The organism is Curtobacterium sp. PsM8, from assembly GCF_030433875.1.
GTDB lineage: Bacteria > Actinomycetota > Actinomycetes > Actinomycetales > Microbacteriaceae > Curtobacterium.
The window spans coordinates 13,487-33,024 of record NZ_JARUXD010000011.1 but is presented as its reverse complement, the minus strand read 5'-3'; the positions used below and the strand labels follow the sequence as shown (position 1 = coordinate 33,024).

Annotated in this window: 17 protein-coding genes; all 17 read right to left on the bottom strand. The window is 71.6% G+C overall.

All coding sequences use genetic code 11. From position 1 onward, the window contains the following. Nucleotides 1–26: 26 nt before the first annotated feature. The gene (pyrF, locus tag QCD68_RS04155; protein ID WP_301222124.1) at nt 27–911 is read right to left on the bottom strand and encodes an orotidine-5'-phosphate decarboxylase; all 885 of its coding nucleotides are present in this window, start codon (nt 909–911) and stop codon (nt 27–29) included. Further along, on the bottom strand, nt 908–4,186 hold the full coding sequence (gene carB / locus QCD68_RS04150; protein WP_301222123.1) for a carbamoyl-phosphate synthase large subunit: 3,279 nt from the start codon (nt 4,184–4,186) through the stop codon (nt 908–910). The genes pyrF and carB overlap by 4 nt, the downstream gene beginning before the upstream one ends. Further along, nucleotides 4,186–5,403 carry a glutamine-hydrolyzing carbamoyl-phosphate synthase small subunit gene (carA, locus tag QCD68_RS04145; RefSeq protein WP_221850292.1) on the bottom strand — a complete coding sequence of 406 codons (1,218 nt, stop codon included), beginning with the start codon at nt 5,401–5,403 and terminating at the stop codon, nt 4,186–4,188. The genes carB and carA overlap by 1 nt, the downstream gene beginning before the upstream one ends. Further along, nucleotides 5,400–5,945: a PH-like domain-containing protein gene (locus QCD68_RS04140; RefSeq protein WP_301222122.1), complete on the bottom strand. Its 546-nt coding sequence runs from the start codon at nt 5,943–5,945 to the stop codon at nt 5,400–5,402. Before QCD68_RS04140 ends, carA begins: the two co-directional genes overlap by 4 nt. After that, the gene (locus QCD68_RS04135; protein ID WP_301222121.1) at nt 5,942–7,297 is read right to left on the bottom strand and encodes a dihydroorotase; all 1,356 of its coding nucleotides are present in this window, start codon (nt 7,295–7,297) and stop codon (nt 5,942–5,944) included. The genes QCD68_RS04140 and QCD68_RS04135 overlap by 4 nt, the downstream gene beginning before the upstream one ends. Then, the gene (locus QCD68_RS04130; RefSeq protein ID WP_111073580.1) at nt 7,294–8,253 is read right to left on the bottom strand and encodes an aspartate carbamoyltransferase catalytic subunit; all 960 of its coding nucleotides are present in this window, start codon (nt 8,251–8,253) and stop codon (nt 7,294–7,296) included. Before QCD68_RS04130 ends, QCD68_RS04135 begins: the two co-directional genes overlap by 4 nt. Continuing rightward, nucleotides 8,250–8,834, bottom strand: a complete 585-nt coding sequence (gene pyrR, locus QCD68_RS04125; protein ID WP_301222120.1) for a bifunctional pyr operon transcriptional regulator/uracil phosphoribosyltransferase PyrR — start codon at nt 8,832–8,834, stop codon at nt 8,250–8,252. Before pyrR ends, QCD68_RS04130 begins: the two co-directional genes overlap by 4 nt. Before the next feature lie 75 nt (nt 8,835–8,909). Then, nucleotides 8,910–9,362, bottom strand: a complete 453-nt coding sequence (gene nusB, locus QCD68_RS04120) for a transcription antitermination factor NusB (RefSeq protein ID WP_111073582.1) — start codon at nt 9,360–9,362, stop codon at nt 8,910–8,912. Nucleotides 9,363–9,373: 11 nt separating this feature from the next. Continuing rightward, nucleotides 9,374–9,934, bottom strand: a complete 561-nt coding sequence (gene efp / locus QCD68_RS04115) for an elongation factor P (RefSeq protein WP_111073583.1) — start codon at nt 9,932–9,934, stop codon at nt 9,374–9,376. A 71-nt stretch (nt 9,935–10,005) separates the two neighbouring features. Continuing rightward, the gene (locus QCD68_RS04110; protein ID WP_221850296.1) at nt 10,006–11,697 is read right to left on the bottom strand and encodes an ABC1 kinase family protein; all 1,692 of its coding nucleotides are present in this window, start codon (nt 11,695–11,697) and stop codon (nt 10,006–10,008) included. A gap of 74 nt (nt 11,698–11,771) precedes the next feature. Continuing rightward, the gene (gene aroB / locus QCD68_RS04105; protein WP_441005167.1) at nt 11,772–12,869 is read right to left on the bottom strand and encodes a 3-dehydroquinate synthase; all 1,098 of its coding nucleotides are present in this window, start codon (nt 12,867–12,869) and stop codon (nt 11,772–11,774) included. Next, a complete protein-coding gene (locus tag QCD68_RS04100; protein ID WP_301222119.1) occupies nt 12,866–13,495 on the bottom strand; it encodes a shikimate kinase in 630 nt (209 codons plus the stop codon). Before QCD68_RS04100 ends, aroB begins: the two co-directional genes overlap by 4 nt. Before the next feature lie 118 nt (nt 13,496–13,613). Then, nucleotides 13,614–15,356 (bottom strand): endolytic transglycosylase MltG, encoded by a 1,743-nt coding sequence (gene mltG, locus QCD68_RS04095; RefSeq protein WP_301222118.1) that lies wholly within the window; start codon nt 15,354–15,356, stop codon nt 13,614–13,616. A gap of 72 nt (nt 15,357–15,428) precedes the next feature. Then, nucleotides 15,429–15,872, bottom strand: a complete 444-nt coding sequence (gene ruvX / locus QCD68_RS04090; RefSeq protein WP_181439134.1) for a Holliday junction resolvase RuvX — start codon at nt 15,870–15,872, stop codon at nt 15,429–15,431. An 8-nt stretch (nt 15,873–15,880) separates the two neighbouring features. After that, the gene (gene alaS / locus QCD68_RS04085; protein ID WP_301222117.1) at nt 15,881–18,538 is read right to left on the bottom strand and encodes an alanine--tRNA ligase; all 2,658 of its coding nucleotides are present in this window, start codon (nt 18,536–18,538) and stop codon (nt 15,881–15,883) included. Nucleotides 18,539–18,585: 47 nt separating this feature from the next. Further along, nucleotides 18,586–18,780, bottom strand: coding sequence for a hypothetical protein (locus QCD68_RS04080; protein ID WP_221850300.1), 195 nt, complete (start codon nt 18,778–18,780; stop codon nt 18,586–18,588). A 114-nt stretch (nt 18,781–18,894) separates the two neighbouring features. Further along, nucleotides 18,895–19,524, bottom strand: coding sequence for a 30S ribosomal protein S4 (rpsD, locus tag QCD68_RS04075; protein ID WP_110902175.1), 630 nt, complete (start codon nt 19,522–19,524; stop codon nt 18,895–18,897). Between the last annotated feature and the right edge of the window lie 14 nt (nt 19,525–19,538).

Sequence of the window (19,538 nt, the reverse complement as noted above, 5' to 3'; positions counted from 1 at the left end):
GGGACCGCTGCCCGCCTGCTCGTCGCTCACGCTGCCGACTCCAGGGCCGCGCGGATGCGGGCGGCACGGTCGGCCACGAGGGCGGCGACACCGTCCGGGCCGTCGCCGAGCAGACCGCGGGACTCGTTCACGAGCACCTGCTCGGCACGGCTGCCGTACAGCGCACGGAGGTCCTCGATCCGGGCACCCTGGGCGCCGAAGCCCGGCGCGAGCACCGGGGCGGTACCGATCTCGTCGGCCGTGATGCCGAAGTCGTCGAGGTCGAGGGTCGCGCCGAGCACGAGCCCGACGTCCCCCAGGGCCTGGTCGGCCGTCGTCCGGTTGTCGTCTGCCACGTCGACGACGATACCGGCAGCCACGGTCCGCCCGGCACGCGGGCCCTCGGCCAGCACCGCGGTCTGCAGGACCCGGGCCTCCGGGTTGCTCGTCGCGGCGAGCACGAACACACCGGCGCCGTTCTGTCGGGCGACGGCGATCGTCCCGGCCAACGAGCCGTAGCCCAGGTAGGGCGACACGGTCATCGCGTCCGCCGCGAACGGTCCGTCGCGGTCGAGCCACGCCAGCGCGTAGTCGTCACCGGTGGACCCGATGTCGCCACGCTTGACGTCCGCCACGACCAGGAGGCCCGCATCACGTGCACGACGGATCGTCGCGTCGAGTGCGCGGAAGCCAGGCACCCCGGCCGCCTCGAAGAACGCGATCTGCGGCTTCACCACGGCCGCGCGACCGGCGGCCGCGTCGACGAGGGTCGCGCCGAAGGCGGTCAGTCCGGCCTCGTCGCGGCCGAGCCCCCACGCCGCCAGGGTGGCGGCGTGGGGGTCGATGCCGACGCACAGCGCGGACCGCGACCCGATGGCGGCGGCGAGCCGGACGCCGAACGGGGTCGGGCCTCCAGGCCGGGCTGGGGTCACCAGCCGGCTCGTTCGAGCGCGTAGTCCTGCAGGCTCCGGACGCTGTGCGGCGTGCCGATCGTCTCGATGGCCGCGACCGCCGCGCCGAGCTGCGAGATCGTCGTGAACAGCGGCTTGTCGGCCGCCACGGTCGCCGCACGGATCTCGTACCCGTCCGCGCGACCGGCGGCACCGCTCGGCGTGTTGATGACGATGTCGACCTCGTTGCGGGCGAGCAGGTCGACGACGCTCTCCTGCCCCTGGCTGAACTTGCCGACGACGCCCACCAGGATGCCGTTGCGGCGGAGCACCTCGGCGGTGCCCTCGGTCGCGATGATCGTGAAGCCGAGCTGCTGCAGACGGTGCACCGGCAGGACGATGGCGCGCTTGTCGGTGTCGGCGACGCTCACGAACACGGTGCCGCTGGTCGGCAGCCCGCCGTACGCGGCCTCCTGGCTCTTGAGGAACGCCCGCGGGAAGTCGCGGTCGATGCCCATCACCTCACCGGTGGAGCGCATCTCGGGGCTGAGCACCGAGTCGACCACCTGGCCCTCGCGGGTGCGGAAGCGTCGGAAGGGCAGCACGGCCTCCTTGACGGCGATCGGGGACTCCATCGGGACGAAGGCACCGTCGCGGCTCGGCAGCAGTCCCTCGGCGACCAGGTCGTCGATGCTCGTGCCGGTCATGACGCGGGCAGCGGCCTTGGCCAGGGCGATGCCGAGCGCCTTCGAGACGAACGGCACCGTGCGGCTGGCGCGGGGGTTCGCCTCGAGCACGTAGAGCACACCGGCCGCGATGGCGAACTGCACGTTGAGGAGTCCGCGGACGCCGACCCCGCGGGCGATCTTCTCGGTCGCGTCGACGACGGCCTGGATCTCCGCGCGACCGAGGCCGACCGGGGGCAGGGTGCAGGAGGAGTCGCCGGAGTGGATGCCGGCCTCTTCGATGTGCTCCATGACGCCGCCGACGTAGAGCCGGTCGCCGTCGTAGAGCGCGTCGATGTCGATCTCGACCGCGTCGTCCAGGAACCGGTCCACGAGCAGCGGCAGGTCCGGGCCGATGATCGCCTGGTCGGCCATCCGGTCGAAGTAGTCGGCGAGGGTGTCGGAGTCGTAGACGATCTCCATGCCGCGACCGCCGAGCACGAAGGACGGGCGGACGAGCACCGGGTAGCCGATGCCCTCGGCGACCGCGGTGGCGCTGGCCAGGTCGTGCGCGGTGCCGTTCTTCGGCGCGAGCAGGCCGGCGTCGTCGAGGATGCGCGAGAACGCTCCGCGCTCCTCGGCCAGGTCGATCGCGTCCGGGCTGGTGCCGAGGATCGGGATGCCGGCGGCCTCGAGCGGCTTCGCCAGGCCCAGGGCGGTCTGGCCGCCGAGCTGCACGACGACGCCGACGACCTCGCCGGAGGCCTGTTCGGCCGCGATGACCTCGAGGACGTCCTCCACCGTGAGCGGCTCGAAGTAGAGCCGGTCCGAGGTGTCGTAGTCGGTCGAGACCGTCTCCGGGTTGCAGTTCACCATGATCGTCTCGAACCCGGCGTCGCTCAGCGCGAAGGACGCGTGCACGCACGAGTAGTCGAACTCGACACCCTGGCCGATGCGGTTCGGGCCGGAGCCCAGGATGACGACCTTCTTGCGGTCGCTCGGGGCGACCTCGGTCTCGGTGTCGTAGGACGAGTAGTGGTACGGCGTCAGGGCCGGGAACTCGCCGGCGCAGGTGTCGACGGTCTTGAAGACCGGGCGGATGCCGAGCGCGTGGCGCTGGTCACGGGCCTCCTGCTCGGTGACGCCGCGGAGCGAGGCGATCTGCACGTCGCTGAAGCCGTGCTCCTTGGCCCAGCGGACGGTGTCGGCGTCGAGCGTCTCGGCGGCACGGACCTCGTCGGCGACCTCGTTGATGAGGACGATCTGGTCGATGAACCACGGGTCGATCTTCGTGGCCTCGAAGACCTCGGCCGCGGTGGCACCGGCGACGAGCGCCTGCTGCACCGTGACGATGCGGCCGTCGGTCGGGATCGACGACTTCTCGAGCAGCGCGGCCTTGTCGAGCTGGTCGGCCGGGACGTCCCAGTGGAAGCTCGACCCGCGCTTCTCGAGCGAGCGGAGCGACTTCTGCAGCGCGGTGGCGTAGTTCCGGCCGATGGCCATCGCCTCGCCGACGCTCTTCATCGTCGTGGTGAGGGTGGCGTCGGCGGCCGGGAACTTCTCGAACGCGAAGCGCGGGGTCTTCACGACGACGTAGTCGAGCGTCGGCTCGAAGCTGGCCGGGGTGACGCGGGTGATGTCGTTCTGGATCTCGTCCAGGCGGTACCCGATGGCGAGCTTCGCGGCGATCTTGGCGATCGGGAAGCCCGTGGCCTTCGACGCCAGCGCGCTCGACCGCGAGACGCGGGGGTTCATCTCGATGACGATCAGGCGCCCGTTCGACGGGTCGACCGCGAACTGGATGTTGCAGCCGCCGGTGTCGACGCCGACGCGACGGATGATGTCGATGCCGATGTTCCGCATGTTCTGGTACTCGCGGTCGGTCAGCGTCAGCGCCGGGGCGACCGTGATCGAGTCGCCGGTGTGCACACCGACCGGGTCGACGTTCTCGATCGAGCAGACGACGACCGTGTTGTCGGCGTTGTCCCGCATGAGCTCGAGCTCGTACTCCTTCCAGCCGAGGATCGACTCCTCGAGCAGGACCTCGGTCGTCGGGCTGGACTGCAGCCCGTCGCCGACGAAGCGGACGAGTTCCTCCTCGGTGTACGCGAAGCCGGAACCGAGCCCACCCATCGTGAAGGACGGCCGGACGACCAGCGGGTAGCCGAGGTCCTTCGCGAACTCCTTCGCCTCCTCCAGCGTGTGGGCGATGTGGCTGCGCGCCACGTCGGCACCGGACTCGAGGACGAGCTCCTTGAAGAGCTGGCGGTCCTCACCGCGCTGGATGGCGTCCACCTTGGCGCCGATGAGCTCGACGCCGTACTTCTCGAGGATGCCGGCCTCGTCGAGGGAGATCGCCGCGTTCAGTGCGGTCTGCCCACCGAGGGTCGGCAGGACGGCGTCCGGCTGCTCGATGCGGATGATCTCCTCGAGCGACGCGTTGGTGATCGGCTCGATGTACGTCGCGTCGGCGAAGTCCGGGTCGGTCATGATCGTCGCCGGGTTCGGGTTCACCAGGATGACGCGGACGCCCTCGGCGCGGAGCACGCGGCAGGCCTGGGTGCCGGAGTAGTCGAACTCGGCGGCCTGCCCGATGACGATCGGGCCGGAGCCGATGACCAGGACAGAGCTGATGTCGGAGCGCTTGGGCATCAGTTGCCCTCCTTCGTGGTGTCGGAGCCGTGCGTCGGGTCGGCGGCGGGCGTGGTCGCGTCGGCGGTGGCCGCGTCGAGCGGCTCCCCCTGCCGGCGGGCGACCACCATGTCCCGGAAGCGGTCGAAGAGGTACATGCTGTCGTGCGGTCCGGCAGCGGCCTCGGGGTGGTACTGCACACTGAACGCGGGGATGTCGAGCGCCCGGAGGCCCTCCACCACGTTGTCGTTGAGCGAGTAGTGCGAGACCTCGACGCGGCCGAAGCCGACCGGGGACTCGATGACCTGCCCGACGGGCGCGTCGACCGCGAAGCCGTGGTTCTGGCTCGTGATCTCGACCTTGCCGGTGGTGGTGTCGAGCACCGGCTGGTTGATGCCGCGGTGTCCGAACGGCAGCTTGTAGGTGCCGAAGCCGAGCGCGCGGCCGAGCAGCTGGTTGCCGAAGCAGATCCCGAAGAACGGCCGGCCGTCGCGGAGACTCTCCTGCAGCAGGGTCACCTGCGCGTCGGAGGCCGACGGGTCGCCGGGGCCGTTCGAGTAGAAGAGCGCGTCGGGGTCGAGCTCACGGAGCCGTTCGACCGTGACGTCCTGCGGCAGCACGTGCACCTCGAAGCCGCGCTCGGACAGGTAGCGGGTGGTCGACGACTTCACGCCGAGGTCGAGGACGGCCAGCGTGCCGATCCGTTCCCCGACCGGCTCGACGACGTACTCCTCGGCCGTGGAGACCTCGGCGGACAGGTTCTTGCCCGCCATGCCGGCCTGCTCGGTGACGACCCGGAGCTGCTCGTCGGCGTCGAGCGTGGCGTCGGCCCCGCTGAACACGCCGCCCTTCATGGCGCCGGCGTCGCGGATGCGGCGGGTCAGGGACCGGGTGTCGATGCCGGAGATCCCGACGATGCCGTCGCGCACCAGGTGCTCGTCGAGCGAGGCGTCCGCGCGGTGGTTCGAGACCACGCGGCTGGGGTCGCGGACGACGTAGCCGGCGACCCAGATGCGACGGGACTCTGGGTCCTCGTCGTTGACACCGGTGTTGCCGATGTGCGGCGCGGTCTGCACCACGATCTGCCCGGCGTAGGAGGGATCGGTGAGGGTCTCCTGGTACCCGGTCATGCCGGTCGCGAAGACCACCTCGCCGAGCGTGCGCCCGCGGGCGCCGTAGGCCCAGCCGTCGTACCGGGTGCCGTCTTCGAGGACCAGTACGGCCCGTTCGCGTGTCATGAGTTCGTCCCTTCGCCCGCGGTCTGCGGGGAGTCGTTCGTCGTCGCCAGTCCCTGTAGGGCGGTGAGCGCTTCCGCGTCGCCCTCCGGGAACCGGAAGTAGGTGTCGAGGTCCGTCGCTGCTGCGGCGCCGGTCGCCGTCCATCGCAGTCGGACCAGTCCCCCGGGCTCGACCACACGGTCGATGGCCCACGTGGCCCGGTCGGCGCCGCGGACGGCACTCCGGGCGATCCACCGGTCGTCCACACCGGCGTGGTGCAGCACGACACCGGTCGCGTGCACCGTCACCCCGCCGCGGCCACGGAAGCCGAGTCCGCCGGCGGTGATCCGTTCGAGCGGCTGGTCGGCGCGGGTCGTCGCGACGGTGAAGCCGTCCCAGGACCCGGCCGCCGGACCGCGGTCGGCCGGCACTTGGACGGGAGGCACGGCCTCCGCCTGCCGTCGGCTGCGCGTCCGCCAGGTGCGGGCCATCGCGACGAACAGCGCGGCGACCGCGAGCAGGATGACCCCGCCCAGCAGCCAGCGTGCCGCGTCACCGCTCATGCCGTCGCCACCCGTGCCGCCGCTGCCCGTGCCGCGACGGTCTCGCTGTCGACGAGCTGTCCGTCGAGGAGCGTGGGCATGCCGTGGTGGAAGGTCGCCACGACCCGGCCGGGCAGCGGCATGCCGAGGTACGGCGAGTTCTGCGACTGCCCGTGCAGGTCGGCTGCCGAGAAGTCGCGGCTCGCGGCGGGGTCGTAGAGCGTGATCTCGGCCGGGGCACCCTCGGCGATCGCGTGGCCGTGGCCCTCGACCTGGCCGATCCGGGCCGGGGCGCTCGAGAGCACCCGGGCGACGTCGGCCCAGTCGAGCCGACCGTCCTCGACCACGGCGGCGTGCACGACGCGCAGCGCGGACTCGAGGCCGACCATGCCGTTCGCGGCGGCGGGCCACTCGCAGTGCTTCGCCTCGGCCGGGTGCGGGGCGTGGTCCGTCGCGACGATGTCGATCGTGCCGTCGGCGAGGGCCGCGCGGAGTGCCTCGACGTCCTCGCGGCGGCGGAGCGGCGGGTTCACCTTGTAGCGGGCGTCGTAGCCCGGGGCGCCGTCGTGTCCGGCGATGAGGTCCTCGGTGAGCAGGAGGTGGTGCGGGGTGACCTCGGCGGTGACGTCGATGCCGCGGGTCTTCGCCCAGCGGATCACCTCGACGCTGCCCGCCGTGGAGACGTGGCAGACGTGCAGTCGTGCGCCGACGTGCTCGGCGAGCAGGACGTCGCGGGCGATGATCGACTCCTCGGCCACGGCCGGCCAGCCCGCCAGGCCGAGCTCCGAGGACAGGCGGCCCTCGTTCATCTGCGCGCCGATGGTCAGGCGGGGCTCCTGCGCGTGCTGGGCGAGCACCCCGCCGAAGCCCTTGATGTACTCGAGCGCCCGACGCATGAGCAGCGGGTCGGCGACGCACGAGCCGTCGTCGGAGAACACCCGGACCTTCGCGCGGGAGGTCGCCATCGCGCCGATCTCGGACAGGTGCGTGCCCTGCAGCCCCTGCGAGACGGCGCCGATCGGCCGGACCGTGACGTAGCCGGCGTCGTCCCCGAGCGCCTGCACCTGCTCGACGACCCCGGCGGTGTCGGCGACCGGCGACGAGTTCGCCATCGCGTTCACGGCCGTGAAGCCACCGGCGGCCGCGGCCCGCGAGCCGGACAGGACCGTCTCGGACTCCTCGTGGCCGGGCTCCCGGAGGTGCGTGTGCAGGTCGACCAGACCGGGCAGGGCGAGCAGCCCGTCGGCGTCGACGACCGTCGCGCCGGCCGCGTCGAGACCGGACCCGACCGCGGTGACGAGCCGGCCCTCCAGGCGGATGTCGGCACGTGAGCCGTCGACCAGCTGCGCGCCACGGATCAGGTGTGCGGTCATGCGACGGACTCCTTCTGCTGGTCGCCGGTGAGGGCGAGGTAGAGCACGGCCATCCGGACCGAGACGCCGTTCGCGACCTGTTCGACGACCGTCGACCGGGCGTCGTCCGCGGCCACGCCGGCGATCTCGAGCCCGCGGTTCATCGGCCCCGGGTGCATCACGAGGGTGCGCTCCGGCAGCCGGGCGAAGCGGGCGGCGGTCAGGCCGAAGTGCCGCGTGTACTCGCGGGGGTTCGGGAAGAAGGCGTCGTTCATCCGCTCCTGCTGGATGCGGAGCGTCATCACGACGTCCGGGTCCTCGGCGAGGGCCGCGTCCAGGTCGTGGTGGACGGCGGCGCCGAACGGCCGGTCGACCGCGGGCAGGAGGGTCGGCGGGGCGGCGAAGGTGACGTGGGCGCCGAGCGTGCGGAGCAGCCAGGCGTTGCTCCGGGCGACGCGACTGTGCAGCACGTCGCCGACGATGAGCACCCGGACGCCGTCGAGGCCCTGGCCGCGGCTGTCCGCGCCGTGCAGGCGGCGGCGCATCGTGAACGCGTCGAGGAGCGCCTGCGTGGGGTGCTCGTGCGTGCCGTCGCCGGCGTTGACCACGGGCACGTCGATCCAGTCGGCCTCGGCGAGCACCCGGGGGGCGCCGGACGCGCCGTGCCTGATCACGATGCCGTCGATGCCCATCGCGTCGAGGGTCTGGACGGTGTCCTTGAGGGACTCGCCCTTCGAGACGCTGGAGCCCTTCGCGGCGAAGTTGATGACGTCCGCGGACAGTCGCTTGGCGGCGGCCTCGAACGAGATGCGGGTGCGGGTCGAGTCCTCGAAGAAGAGGTTCACGATCGTCCGACCGCGGAGCGCCGGGAGCTTCCGGACCTCTCGCGTGTTGACCTCGGCCATCTCCTCGGCGACGTCGAGGATCCGGACCGCGTCGTCGCGCGACAGGTCGGCGGTGGAGAGCAGGTGCCTCATGCCGCACCGCCCTGTTCGGTGCTGCCCTGTTCGATGACGACGTCGTCGACGCCGTCGGTCTCGGTCAGGTGCAAGGTGACCCGCTCGTCCCCGGCCGTCGGCAGGTTCTTGCCGACGTGGTCGGCGCGGATCGGCAGCTCCCGGTGGCCGCGGTCGACGAGGACCGCCAGCCGGACCGCACGGGGCCGCCCGATGCCCTGCAGTGCGTCGAGTGCCGCGCGGACCGTACGCCCCGAGTAGAGGACGTCGTCGACCAGGACGACGACCTTGCCGTCGACACCGCCGGCCGGGATCACCGTCGGGTGCGGTGCGCGACCGATGCCGCGGCGCAGGTCGTCGCGGTACATCGTGACGTCGAGGGCGCCGACCCGCTCACTGCCGATGCCCCCGGTGGCGGACTCCCATCCGGGCTCGATGCCGGCGAGGATGCGTCCGAGCCGCTCGGCCAGGACGGCGCCGCGGGTCGGGATGCCGAGCAACACCAGGTCCGAGCCACCGTGGTTGGCCTCGAGGATCTCGTGTGCGATGCGCGTCAGAGCGCGCGTGATGTCGGGTTGCTGCAGGACCGTTCTGGTACCCACGCAGACCTCCTTCCCCGTCTCTCTGGACGGCTCCCGTCTCTCAGGACGGCTTCAAGGATGCTGACGGGTTCGAGCCTAGTGGGACTCCTGGTCCTCCGCGACAGTCCGACCGGACGGTCCACGACCACCGGCGACGGCGCCGAGGACGCCGTTCACGAAGCCGGCCGAGTCGTCGGTGGACAGCGACTGCGCGAGCTCGACGGCTTCGGCGATCGCGACCGCGTCCGGGACCTCCGGGTTGAACCGGAGCTCCCAGACGCCCATGCGCAGGATGCAGCGGTCGAGCACCGGCATGCGGGCGATCGCCCACCCCTGCGCGTGGTCGGTGATGACGTCGTCGATCTCGTACCGGGCCTCGTCGATGCCCGTGACGATCTGCCGCGCGTAGTCCCAGCTGGAGGTGCGCTCCGGCTGATCGAGGTGGCGGACCGTCTCGGTCGCGAGGACGTCCGCGATCGGCAGCTCGCGCACCTCGGCCACGTAGAGCATGTCGAGGGCGCGCTTGCGCGCCTTGGAACGAGCACTCATCCGGTCAGCGCCTAGTCGTTGACGCGGCCGAGGTAGTTGCCGTCACGCGTGTCGACCTTGACCTTGGTGCCGCTCTCGAGGAAGAGCGGGACCTGGATCTGGTAGCCCGTGACGATCGTCGCCGGCTTGGTGCCACCGGAGGAACGGTCGCCCTGCAGGCCCGGCTCGGTCTCGATCGTGGTGACGATCGAGGTCGGGAGCTCGACGTAGAGCGGGTTGCCCTCGTTCATCGCGATGGTGACCTGCGCGGACTCGAGCAGGAAGTTCTTCGCGTCGCCGACGACCGTCGACGGGACGTTGATCTGGTCGTAGGTGTCCTGGTCCATGAACACGTACGAGTCGCCGTCCTCGTAGAGGTACTGGTAGTCGCGGCGGTCCACCACGGCGGTCACGATCTTCGCGCCGGCGTTGAACGTGCGGTCGACGACCTTGCCCGACACGACGTTCTTGAGCTTGGTGCGCACGAAGGCGCCGCCCTTGCCCGGCTTCACGTGCTGGAACTCGACGACCGACCAGAGCTGCCCGTCGATGATGAGAACGGCGCCGTTCTTGATGTCAGTGGTACTCGCCATTGGTCTTCCGTTCGATGGTGTTGTGAAGGTCTCACGGGCTCGTGGAGCCCCGGACGAGTGTAGCGGACGGGCTACTGCCGTCGGCGCGCGACCCAGGCGTCGATCGCCGCCCACACCAGCAGCACGACGCTGGTGCCACCGAGCAGGGCCCCGGCGACGAGCGTCGAGATGACCGCGGTCGGGCGGACCGGCTCGGCGAGGTACACCACGGACAGGAGGCCCGCCCCGGCTCCCAGGAGCACGAGCAGCACCCGACGGATCATGCCCGACACAGTCTGACGGTCCCGGCGGTCGCTGAGCAGGCGGATGTTCACCGACAGCTTGCCGGCCTCCACCGCCTCGGTGATCTTGTCGATCCGCCGGGGCAGGCGGCGCGCCGAGGTGACGAGGCCGAACAGCTCGCGGACCAGGACGCTCCGGATGGCCGCGGGGCGCAGCTGGTCACGGATCTGCTCGGCGGCGAGTCCGCGCGACTCCTCGAGCAGGTCGAAGGACGGGGTCAGCGTGCGGAGCGTGCCCTCGAAGATCGCGAGCGCGCGGGCCGCCGCCACGAAGTCCGCCGGCGCGCGGAGCCGGTAGCGGCCGAAGACCTCGACGGCGTCGTCGACCGTCTCGACGCCGATCCGGGCGCCCGGGCCGAGCTCCTCGGCGACGAACCGGGCCATGTCCCGACGGAAGTCCGCCTCGTCCTCCACGTTCTGGACCGGCGCCATCCGGAGCACCGTGTCGGCGATCCGCGCGGTGTCGTCCTGCAGGTACGCGGCCAACAGTTCCTGGACCGTGTCCCGGAGACCCGGGTCGAGCCTCCCGACCGATCCGAAGTCGATGAGCGCGGGCCGCCCGTCGGGCAGCACCAGCACGTTCCCCGGGTGCAGGTCCGCGTGGTAGACGCCGTCGAAGACGACCTGGCGGAGGAACGAGCGGAGGATCGAGCGCATCGGCTCGTCGAGGTCGCGGTCCGAGCGCTCAGCGCGGATCGCGCTGAGCGTGTCGCCCTCCAGGAACTCCATCACGAGCACGCGGCGGCTCGACAGGTCGCGGTACGGCTCCGGGAACCGCACCTCGTCGGGCCGGGCGCTGCGGGCCTGGGCGGCGCGGAGCGACTCGAGGTTCCGGAGCTCGGCCGAGAAGTCCACCTGCCGGATCAGGTCGGCGCCGTACTGTTCGGCGACCTGGACGATCCCGAGCTGGCGGGCCTGGGCCGAGGTCCGGGTCAAGAACCGCACGGCCCGGAGCGCGATGTCGACGTCTCGGCGGACGGCCGCGTCGATGCCCGGGCGCTGGACCTTCACGGCCACCGCGGTTCCGTCGGTGAGCCGCGCACGGTGCACCTGCGCGATCGACGCCGCGGCGACCGGCTCGGGGTCGAAGGACGCGAAGACCCGGTCCACGGGCGCACCGAGTTCGGCCTCGAGCAGGGCCGTGACCTCCTCGGGCGCGGCGGGACGGACGTTGCGCTGCAGGTGCGCGAGTTCCTCGGTCCACTCCTCCGGCAGCAGGTCGTCGCGGGTCGAGAGCAGCTGGCCCATCTTCACGAACCCGCCGCCGGCCTCCTCGAGCGCACGGCGGAGGTGGTCGGCCTGGCTGCGGCGGAGCTCGGACGTCGCCGGGTCGTGCGAGAAGTCGAGGCGCCGGAAGGGCAGCAGCGCGTGCCGTCGGGCGATGCCGAGGACCTCTGCGAAGCGTCGGCCCCGACTCCGGAACCCCGCGGGTTCCTGACGTTGCTGGGGGGAGAAGTCGCTGAGGCGGGGCGGGTTGGGCACGATGCCAGTCTGCTCCGCGGGCCTGGGGTCCAGCGGGGCGCGCTGCGGTCCCGGCGCCCGACCGGGTCACACGCTCAGGCGCCGACCTCCTGGTAGGCGGTGAAGAGCAGGTGGTCCTCGGGACCCTCGAGCGTCACGGGCTTGCCGACCGCGTCGAGGATGATGAAGCGGAGCATGCCGGCCCGTGCCTTCTTGTCGCGGCGCATGGTCGCGAGCAGGCTCTGCCAGCGGCCGAGCGGGTACGTCGTCGGCAGGGACAGCGAGTCCAGGATCGAGCGGTGCCGGTCGACCGTGGCGTCGTCCAGGTGCCCGGTGAGCCGTGCGAGCTCGGCGGCGAACACCATGCCGACCGCGACCGCCGCACCGTGCCGCCACTGGTACCGCTCGGCGTGCTCGATCGCGTGGCCGAGGGTGTGGCCGTAGTTGAGGACCTCGCGACGCCCCTGCTCGGTGAAGTCCTCCGACACGACCTGGGCCTTCAGCTCGATCGCGAGCTCGACCACGCGCCGGAACTCCGGGGTCGTCGGGTCGGTCACGCGGTCGACGTCCGCCTCGATCACGTCGAGGATCTCGGGCACCGCGATGAAGCCGGCCTTCACGATCTCGGCGAAGCCCGCCAGGATCTCGTTGCGCGGCAGGCTGCGGAGCAGGTCGAGGTCGCCGACCACGGCGCGCGGCGCCGCGAAGGCGCCGACCAGGTTCTTGCCCTCGTTCGTGTTGATGCCGGTCTTGCCGCCGACGCTCGCGTCGACGAGGCCGAGGACGGTGGTCGGCATCGACAGGTACGGCACGCCGCGCAGCCAGGTCGCGGCGACGAACCCGGCGAGGTCGGTGACCGCGCCGCCACCGAGGCCGATCACGGCATCGGTGCGGGTGAAGTCCGACTGGCCCATGACCTGCCAGCAGAACGAGGCGACCTCGATGCGCTTGGCGGCCTCGGCGTCGGGCACCTCGGCGATGAGGGCTTCGAGCCCGGCGCCGACGAGCAGCTGGCGGAGGTCCTCGGCACGGGCGCCCAGGGTCGGGGCGTGCACGATGAGCACCTTCGCGACCCGCGGGCCGAGCAGGGCGGGGACCGAGGCGAGCAGACCGTTGCCGATCGCGACGACGTAGCCGCCCTCACCGCCGACGCGGATCTCGGTGGTGCCTTCGGGCAGGGTCGGCTCGGTCACGGTGCTCCTTCGTCGGAGGTGGGTGCTGCGGGGCTGGGTGCTGCGGGGCTGGGTGTTGCGGGACCGGGTGTTGCGGGACCGGGTGCTGCGGGCGTCGGCTCCGCGTCGCTGCCCGGGGTGCTGCGGACCCAGGCGACGATGTCCTCGGCGACCCGGGACATCGGCCGTCGCGAGGTGTCGAACACGGCGTGGGCCAGCTCGGCGTAGGTGTCGGCCCGCTCGTCGAGGATGCGCTGCCACGCCGTGATGCCGCCGGCAGCGATCAGCGGGCGGTCACTCCCGACGATCCGTGCGGCGACCGCCTCGGCCGTGACGGTGAGCAGGACGACGTGCGCCCCGGCCATCGCGGCGCGGGTGTCCGGGTGCATGACCGCTCCCCCGCCGACCGACACGACTCCGCCGGTCAGCACGGCCTGACGGACCGCGGCGGCCTCGAGTTCGCGGAACGCCGGTTCACCGTGCTCGGCGAAGAACTGCGGGAGCGGACCGTGCTCGCGGACGATCACCCGGTCGGTGTCGGTGAACGGGACGCCGAGGGCCTTCGCGACCCGGCGGCCGACGCTCGACTTGCCGGCACCCATCGGACCGATCACGACGATCGGCGCTGCGGTCGACCCCTGGAGCATGACGACCATCCTCCCACAGCGACGACGGGCGGCGTCCGGTGCCCCGTGTGGGACACCGACCGCCGCCCGTCGCGTGGTCGTGCTGGTGGTCGCGTGGTCGTACTGGTGGTCCGAGTGCCTACTGGTAGTTCGGGTGTGCCCGCAGCCAGGCCTGGAACTGCTTGACGGCCTGTTCGTGCTGCGCGAGCGTGTCCGAGAACACCGTCTCCCCGGTCTCCAGGTTCACCGTCACGAAGTAGCGCCAGTTGCCGGTCGCCATCTTGGTCACCGCGTTCAGGGCGAGGTCACCCGGGTTGGAGATCGGCGCGGGCGGCAGCCCCTCGTGCTGGTAGGTGTTGTACCGGTTCGACTTGTCCGCTCGCTCGGCGTCCGTCGTCGTCACGCGGTGGGTGTTGCCCGTGCCGTAGGCGACGGTCGCGTCGGACTGCAGGAGCATCCCGTCGTCGAGCCGGTTCTGGAACACCCGGGCGACCTTCGGGTAGTCGGCGGCGAGACCGGCCTCCTTCTGCACGAGCGACGCGAACACGACCACCCGCTCCTGGTCGGCCTCGGCGACGCCGGCGGACTTCAGGTGTTGCTTCATGGTGTCGACCATGGTCTTGAAGTACTGCTCCGCCGTCCACTTCGGGTTGATCGGGTAGGTGGCCGGGAACAGCCAGCCCTCGAGCGTGGTGACGCCGGACGGCAGACCGTAGGCGGAGAGGTCCTTCGCAGCGGCCTCGACGTCGGCCTTGCTCAGCCCGGCCTTCGAGACCATGCCGGCTTCGATGTCCGTGAGGGCCGTGCCCTCGGGGATCACGATGGACGGGTCCTGGACCCGGTTGGCCTTGTCCTGCAGCGCCGTCAGCGCGGCCTTCGAGCTCATCTTCTTCTTCAGCGCGTACGAGCCCGGCTGGAACTGCACGTTCGGCGAGGCGAGCAGCAGCTGGTAGAACACCTTCGAGGTCTTCACGACCCCGCTCCGCTGCAGCGTCGCGGCGACGTCCTCGCCGATGTCGCCGTCCTTGATCGTGATCGTCACCTTCGAGGTGCCGTCACCGGTGTAGTCGTCGCTCTCCTGCGAGCCTGAGATCGCGCTGGCGATGGCCTGGATCTTCGGGGCGGCGAAGTTGTAGGCGACGGCACCGCCGGCGACCACGATCGCCACGATGACGATCCCGGCGATCAGCGGGCCCTTGCGTCGCGGTGGACGTTCGTCGCGCGGCAGCCGGGAGGCTCCACCACGTCCGCCACGTCCGCCACGTCGGCCTCCGTCGTTGCCGCCTCGGCCACCGGCACCGCGGCCGGCGCCGGCGTGGCCGCCGCCGGTGAGGTCGTCGCCGGTGAGGTCGTCGCCGGCGAGGCCGTCGTCGCTGGGGCCGTCGTCGAGGGGGCCGTCCGCCGGCCGGGCGTCGGTCGCGTCGGCGCTGGCTGCGGCATCCGCAGCCGCCCCGGCACTCGCGTCCTCGCCGCGCGCTCCCGGCACCGGACCGCTGTGGAGGGAGCCGCCGAGGAGGGCGTGCACGTCGGGGTGGACGTCACCGTCCGTGGGGGCTGCGCCGGCGACGGGTCGGGGGGCGGGCCTCCCGGCATCGTCACGCCGGACGTCGTCGCGGGGAGCGTCGTCGCTCGCCGTGCCGTCGCTCGCTGCGCCGTCGCTCACCGCGCGGTCACGGGGGGCGTCGCCGTCGGTCGGAGTCTCGTCGAGACGGGCGGCCGCTTCGGCTCGTGCCCGTGCTGCCCGGGCTTCCCGACGCGAGAGCGGCGGTCCGTCCGTGGGTGTGTCGGTGGGGTCCTCGCCTCGGCGGGTCCCCGTGCGGTCACGGCGCTCGGCGTCGCTGCCGGGCGCGATGATCGCGTTCCAGTCCAGATCGTCTGCCAACGGTCCTCGGTCTCTCGGTCGGGAACCCCGTGCGGCTCCGGAGGCGCTGGGGCGGGTCCGGGAGGGCAGCTGTCAGGGGAGTTCGGCCCCGGGTGGGGCGCCGGCTGCGCGCTCGTGGTCGAGCGCATGTTGCAGAATGATAACAGCGGCGGCTTGGTCGATCACGGCCCGGGACTTCTTGGTGTTCTTCCCCGCCTGGTGCAGCCCGCGCTGCGCGGTGACCGTCGACAGCCGTTCGTCGACGAGCCGGACCGGACGGTGCGCCGCGATCCGGGCGGCGAAGTCCCGCGCGTCCGTGGTCGACGCGGTGTCGCCGCCCGACATCGACAGCGGCAGTCCGACGACGACCTCGAGGACGTCGTACTCGTCCGCGATCGCCAGGATCCGGCGGACGTCGGCGGAGTCGTCGCGACGGACGGTCTCGACCGGGGTCGCGAGGAGTCCGTCTCGGTCACACACGGCGACCCCGATCCGGGCGCGGCCGACGTCGATGCCGAGCCGGCGCCCGGAGCGGATCGTCACCGTCAGGCCGCGATGCGGTCGGACACGGCGCGGAGGGCCGCCGGCAGCGCCGACGCGTCGGTGCCACCGCCCTGCGCGAGGTCCGGCTTGCCACCGCCACCGCCGCCGAGGACACCGGCTGCCTCCTTGGCGAGCGGACCCGCCTGGACGCCTGCGGCGCGGGCGGCGTCGTTCGTCGCGACGATCACGACCGGCTTGCCGCCGACGACGGCACCGAGCACGACCACGGCCGCGTCCGAGCCGAGCTGGCCACGGACGCCGGTGGCCAGGGCGCGGAGGTCGTCGCCCGACGAGAGCCCGTCGACGACCTGGGCGACCAGCGCGACGGCACCGACACGCTCGGCGGTCCGGGCGATCGTCGGCACGCGCTGCTGCAGGTTGGCCGACTCGAACTCCGCGATCCGCTTCTGGGCCGTCTTCAGGTCCTCGAGCAGCGACTGCACACGGCCCGGGAGGTCGTCACGCGGTGCCTTGAGCGCGCTGGAGAGCTGCGACACGATGGTCCGCTCGACCGCGAGCTCGCGGAAGCCCTCGAGCCCGACGAGGGCCTCGACGCGGCGGTTGGTCGACCCGACGCTGGACTCGCCCACCAGGTTGACGAGGCCGACCTGGGCGCTGGAGGCCACGTGGATGCCACCGCAGAGCTCACGCGACCACGGGCCGCCGATGTCGACCATGCGGACCTCGGAGCCGTACTTCTCGCCGAACAGCGCCTGGGCACCGAGCGCCTTGGCGTCGTCGATCGGCAGGATGCGCGTCGAGACCTCGAGGTCGGAGCGGATCGCGGTGTTCACGACCTCCTCGATCTCGGTGCGGGTCTCGAGTGACACCGGCTGGCTCCAGGAGAAGTCCAGGCGCATGTAGCCAGCCTTGTTGTACGAGCCGGCCTGCAGTGCCTCCGGGCCGAGGACGTCACGGAGCGCCGCGTTCACCAGGTGCGTGGCCGAGTGGGCCTGCGTCGCACCGCGGCGGTACTCGGCGTCCACCAGGGTGGTCGCCGGGTCACCGACGCCGACCTCGCCCGAACGGACCTGGACGGTGTGGCTCCAGAGGCCGGAGACCGGGCGCTGCACGTCGAGCACCTCGAGGTCGAAGCCGTTGCCGACGATCGAGCCCTGGTCGGCGTCCTGGCCACCGGACTCGGCGTAGAGCGACGTCTCGCTGAGGATGACCTCGGCGATGTCGCCGGCGACCGCACGGTCCACGCTCCGGCCGTCGACGATGAGGCCGAGGATCCGGCTCTCGGCCTGCAGCCCGTCGTAGCCGAGGAAGACGGTCTCCCCCGCCGCACGGAACGCGCTGTAGACGCTGAGGTCGGCGAGGGCGGTCTTCTTGCTCTTGGCGTCGGCCTTGGCGCGCGAGCGCTGCTCCGACATGAGGGTCTCGAACGCGGAACGGTCGACGTGCACGCCGGCCTCTTCCGCCATCTCCATCGTCAGGTCGATCGGGAACCCGAAGGTGTCGTGCAGCAGGAACGCGGTGTCCCCGCCGATCGACGGTCGGCCGTCCTGCTTGGCGCGGTCGACGGCGACGTCCAGGATCGTCGTGCCCTGCGCGAGGGTGCGGAGGAACGTCTCCTCTTCGGCGTAGGCGATGCGGGCGATGCGGGCGTACTGCTCGCCCACCTCGGGGTAGGCGGCCTGCATGGCGTCACGCGACGCCGGGAACAGCCGGGGGAAGGTCGCACCCTCGACCCCGAGCAGCCGCATCGCGCGCACCGTGCGGCGGAGCAGTCGGCGGAGGATGTAGCCGCGGCCCTCGTTCGACGGCGAGACGCCGTCGGTGATGAGCATGAGCGCCGAGCGGACGTGGTCGGCGATGACCCGCATCCGGACGTCGTCCTCGTGGTCGGCGCCGTAGCGTCGGCCGGACACCGCGGCGGCCTTGTCGAGGACCGGGCGCACCTGGTCGATCTCGTACATGTTGTCGACGCCCTGCTTGATGAAGGCGACGCGCTCGAGCCCCATGCCGGTGTCGATGTTCTTGTTCGGCAGCTCGCCGGTGATCTCGAAGTCGTACTTCGACCGCACGTCAGCGATCTGGTACTGCATGAAGACCAGGTTCCAGATCTCGACGTAGCGGTCGTCGTCGGTGGCCGGGCCACCGTCGATGCCGTACTCCGGGCCGCGGTCGAAGAAGATCTCCGAGCAGGGGCCGGCCGGACCGGGCTGCCCGGTGGACCAGTAGTTCGTGTCCTTGCCGAGGCGCTGGATCCGGTCGTCGGGCAGCGTCGAGTGCCGCTTCCAGAACTCGATCGCCTCGTCGTCCTCTTCGTAGACGGTGACCCACAGGTCGTCGGCCGAGAACCCGAGCCCACCGTCGGACTCCGGGTTCGTCAGGAACTCCCAGGCGTACTGGATCGCCTGCTCCTTGAAGTAGTCCCCGAACGAGAAGTTGCCGTTCATCTGGAAGAACGTGCCGTGCCGCGGGGTCTTGCCGACCTCTTCGATGTCGTTGGTGCGGATGCACTTCTGGACGCTCGTCGCGCGGGGGTACGGCGCCGGGATGAGCCCGGTGAGGTACGGGATGAACGGCACCATGCCGGCCACCGTGAACAGCAGCGACGGGTCGTCCGAGACGAGCGACGCGGACGGGACGACGGTGTGGCCGCGGTCACCGAAGAACTGGAGCCAACGACGGCGGATCTCTGCGGTCTGCATGGTGCTTCCTGTAGGGCGTGTGGCGGGGACGGGAGGCTCGGGGTGGGTCAGGTGGGCGTGTGGCCGTTCGGGCGCAGCTCGGCTTCGCGCGAGCGGTACCCCTCGGCCACGGCGCCCGTGAAGGCCTTCGCCCGGGCGTCGACCTGGGCGAGGAGGTGCGCGGCGGACGGCGTCCGGCTGACGCGCTGTGCGGCGACGAACCCGATGACCACGCCGACGGCGACGAAGAACAGCTGCTTCACGATGCCTCCCTCTCGCGTACGCCGGAGCGCACGTCGGACAAGCGTATCGCGGGGACGCAGAACGGCGGGCCGCCCTCCGAGGAGGACGACCCGCCGTTCACACAGGTGCTGGGATCAGCGTGCTGCGTAGTACTCGACGACGAGCTGCACTTCACAGGTCACGGGGACCTCGGCGCGCTTCGGACGACGCACCAGGCGGGCCTGGAGCTTGTCGATCTCGACCTCGAGGTAGCCCGGGACCTTCGGGAGGACTTCCTGGTGACCACCGGCAGCGGCGACCTGGAAGGGCTCGAGCGACTCGGAGCGCTGCTTGACGTGGATCAGCTGGCCCTCCTTGACGCGGAAGGAGGGGCGGTCGACGAGCTTGCCGTCGACCAGGATGTGACGGTGCACGATCAGCTGGCGGGCCTGCGAGGTGGTGCGGGCGAAGCCGGCACGGAGCACGAGGGCGTCCAGACGCGTCTCGAGGGTCTCGACGAGGTTCTCACCGGTCAGACCGGCGGCCTTGCGGGACTCTTCGAAGACGATGCGGAGCTGCTTCTCGCGGATGCCGTACTGGGCGCGCAGACGCTGCTTCTCACGGAGACGGACGGCGTAGTCGCTGTCCTGACGACGGCGCGTACGGCCGTGCTCACCGGGCCCGTAGGGGCGCTTCTCGAGGTAACGGGCCGCCTTCGGCGTCAGCGGGATGCCGAGCGCGCGAGACAGGCGGGTCTTGCTGCGGGTGCGTGACTTGGTAGACACAGGGTCCTTTTCTC

Excerpts from the sequence above, each read along its gene's own strand:
- nusB (WP_111073582.1), bottom strand. The coding sequence starts at position 9,362 with ATGAGTGCTCGTTCCAAGGCGCGCAAGCGCGCCCTCGACATGCTCTAC.
- QCD68_RS04140 (WP_301222122.1), bottom strand. The coding sequence starts at position 5,945 with ATGAGCGGTGACGCGGCACGCTGGCTGCTGGGCGGGGTCATCCTGCTC.
- QCD68_RS04100 (WP_301222119.1), bottom strand. The coding sequence starts at position 13,495 with ATGCTCCAGGGGTCGACCGCAGCGCCGATCGTCGTGATCGGTCCGATG.
- QCD68_RS04135 (WP_301222121.1), bottom strand. The coding sequence starts at position 7,297 with ATGACCGCACACCTGATCCGTGGCGCGCAGCTGGTCGACGGCTCACGT.
- carB (WP_301222123.1), bottom strand. The coding sequence starts at position 4,186 with ATGCCCAAGCGCTCCGACATCAGCTCTGTCCTGGTCATCGGCTCCGGC.
- QCD68_RS04130 (WP_111073580.1), bottom strand. The coding sequence starts at position 8,253 with ATGAGGCACCTGCTCTCCACCGCCGACCTGTCGCGCGACGACGCGGTC.
- efp (WP_111073583.1), bottom strand. The coding sequence starts at position 9,934 with ATGGCGAGTACCACTGACATCAAGAACGGCGCCGTTCTCATCATCGAC.
- alaS (WP_301222117.1), bottom strand. The coding sequence starts at position 18,538 with ATGCAGACCGCAGAGATCCGCCGTCGTTGGCTCCAGTTCTTCGGTGAC.
- carA (WP_221850292.1), bottom strand. The coding sequence starts at position 5,403 with ATGACACGCGAACGGGCCGTACTGGTCCTCGAAGACGGCACCCGGTAC.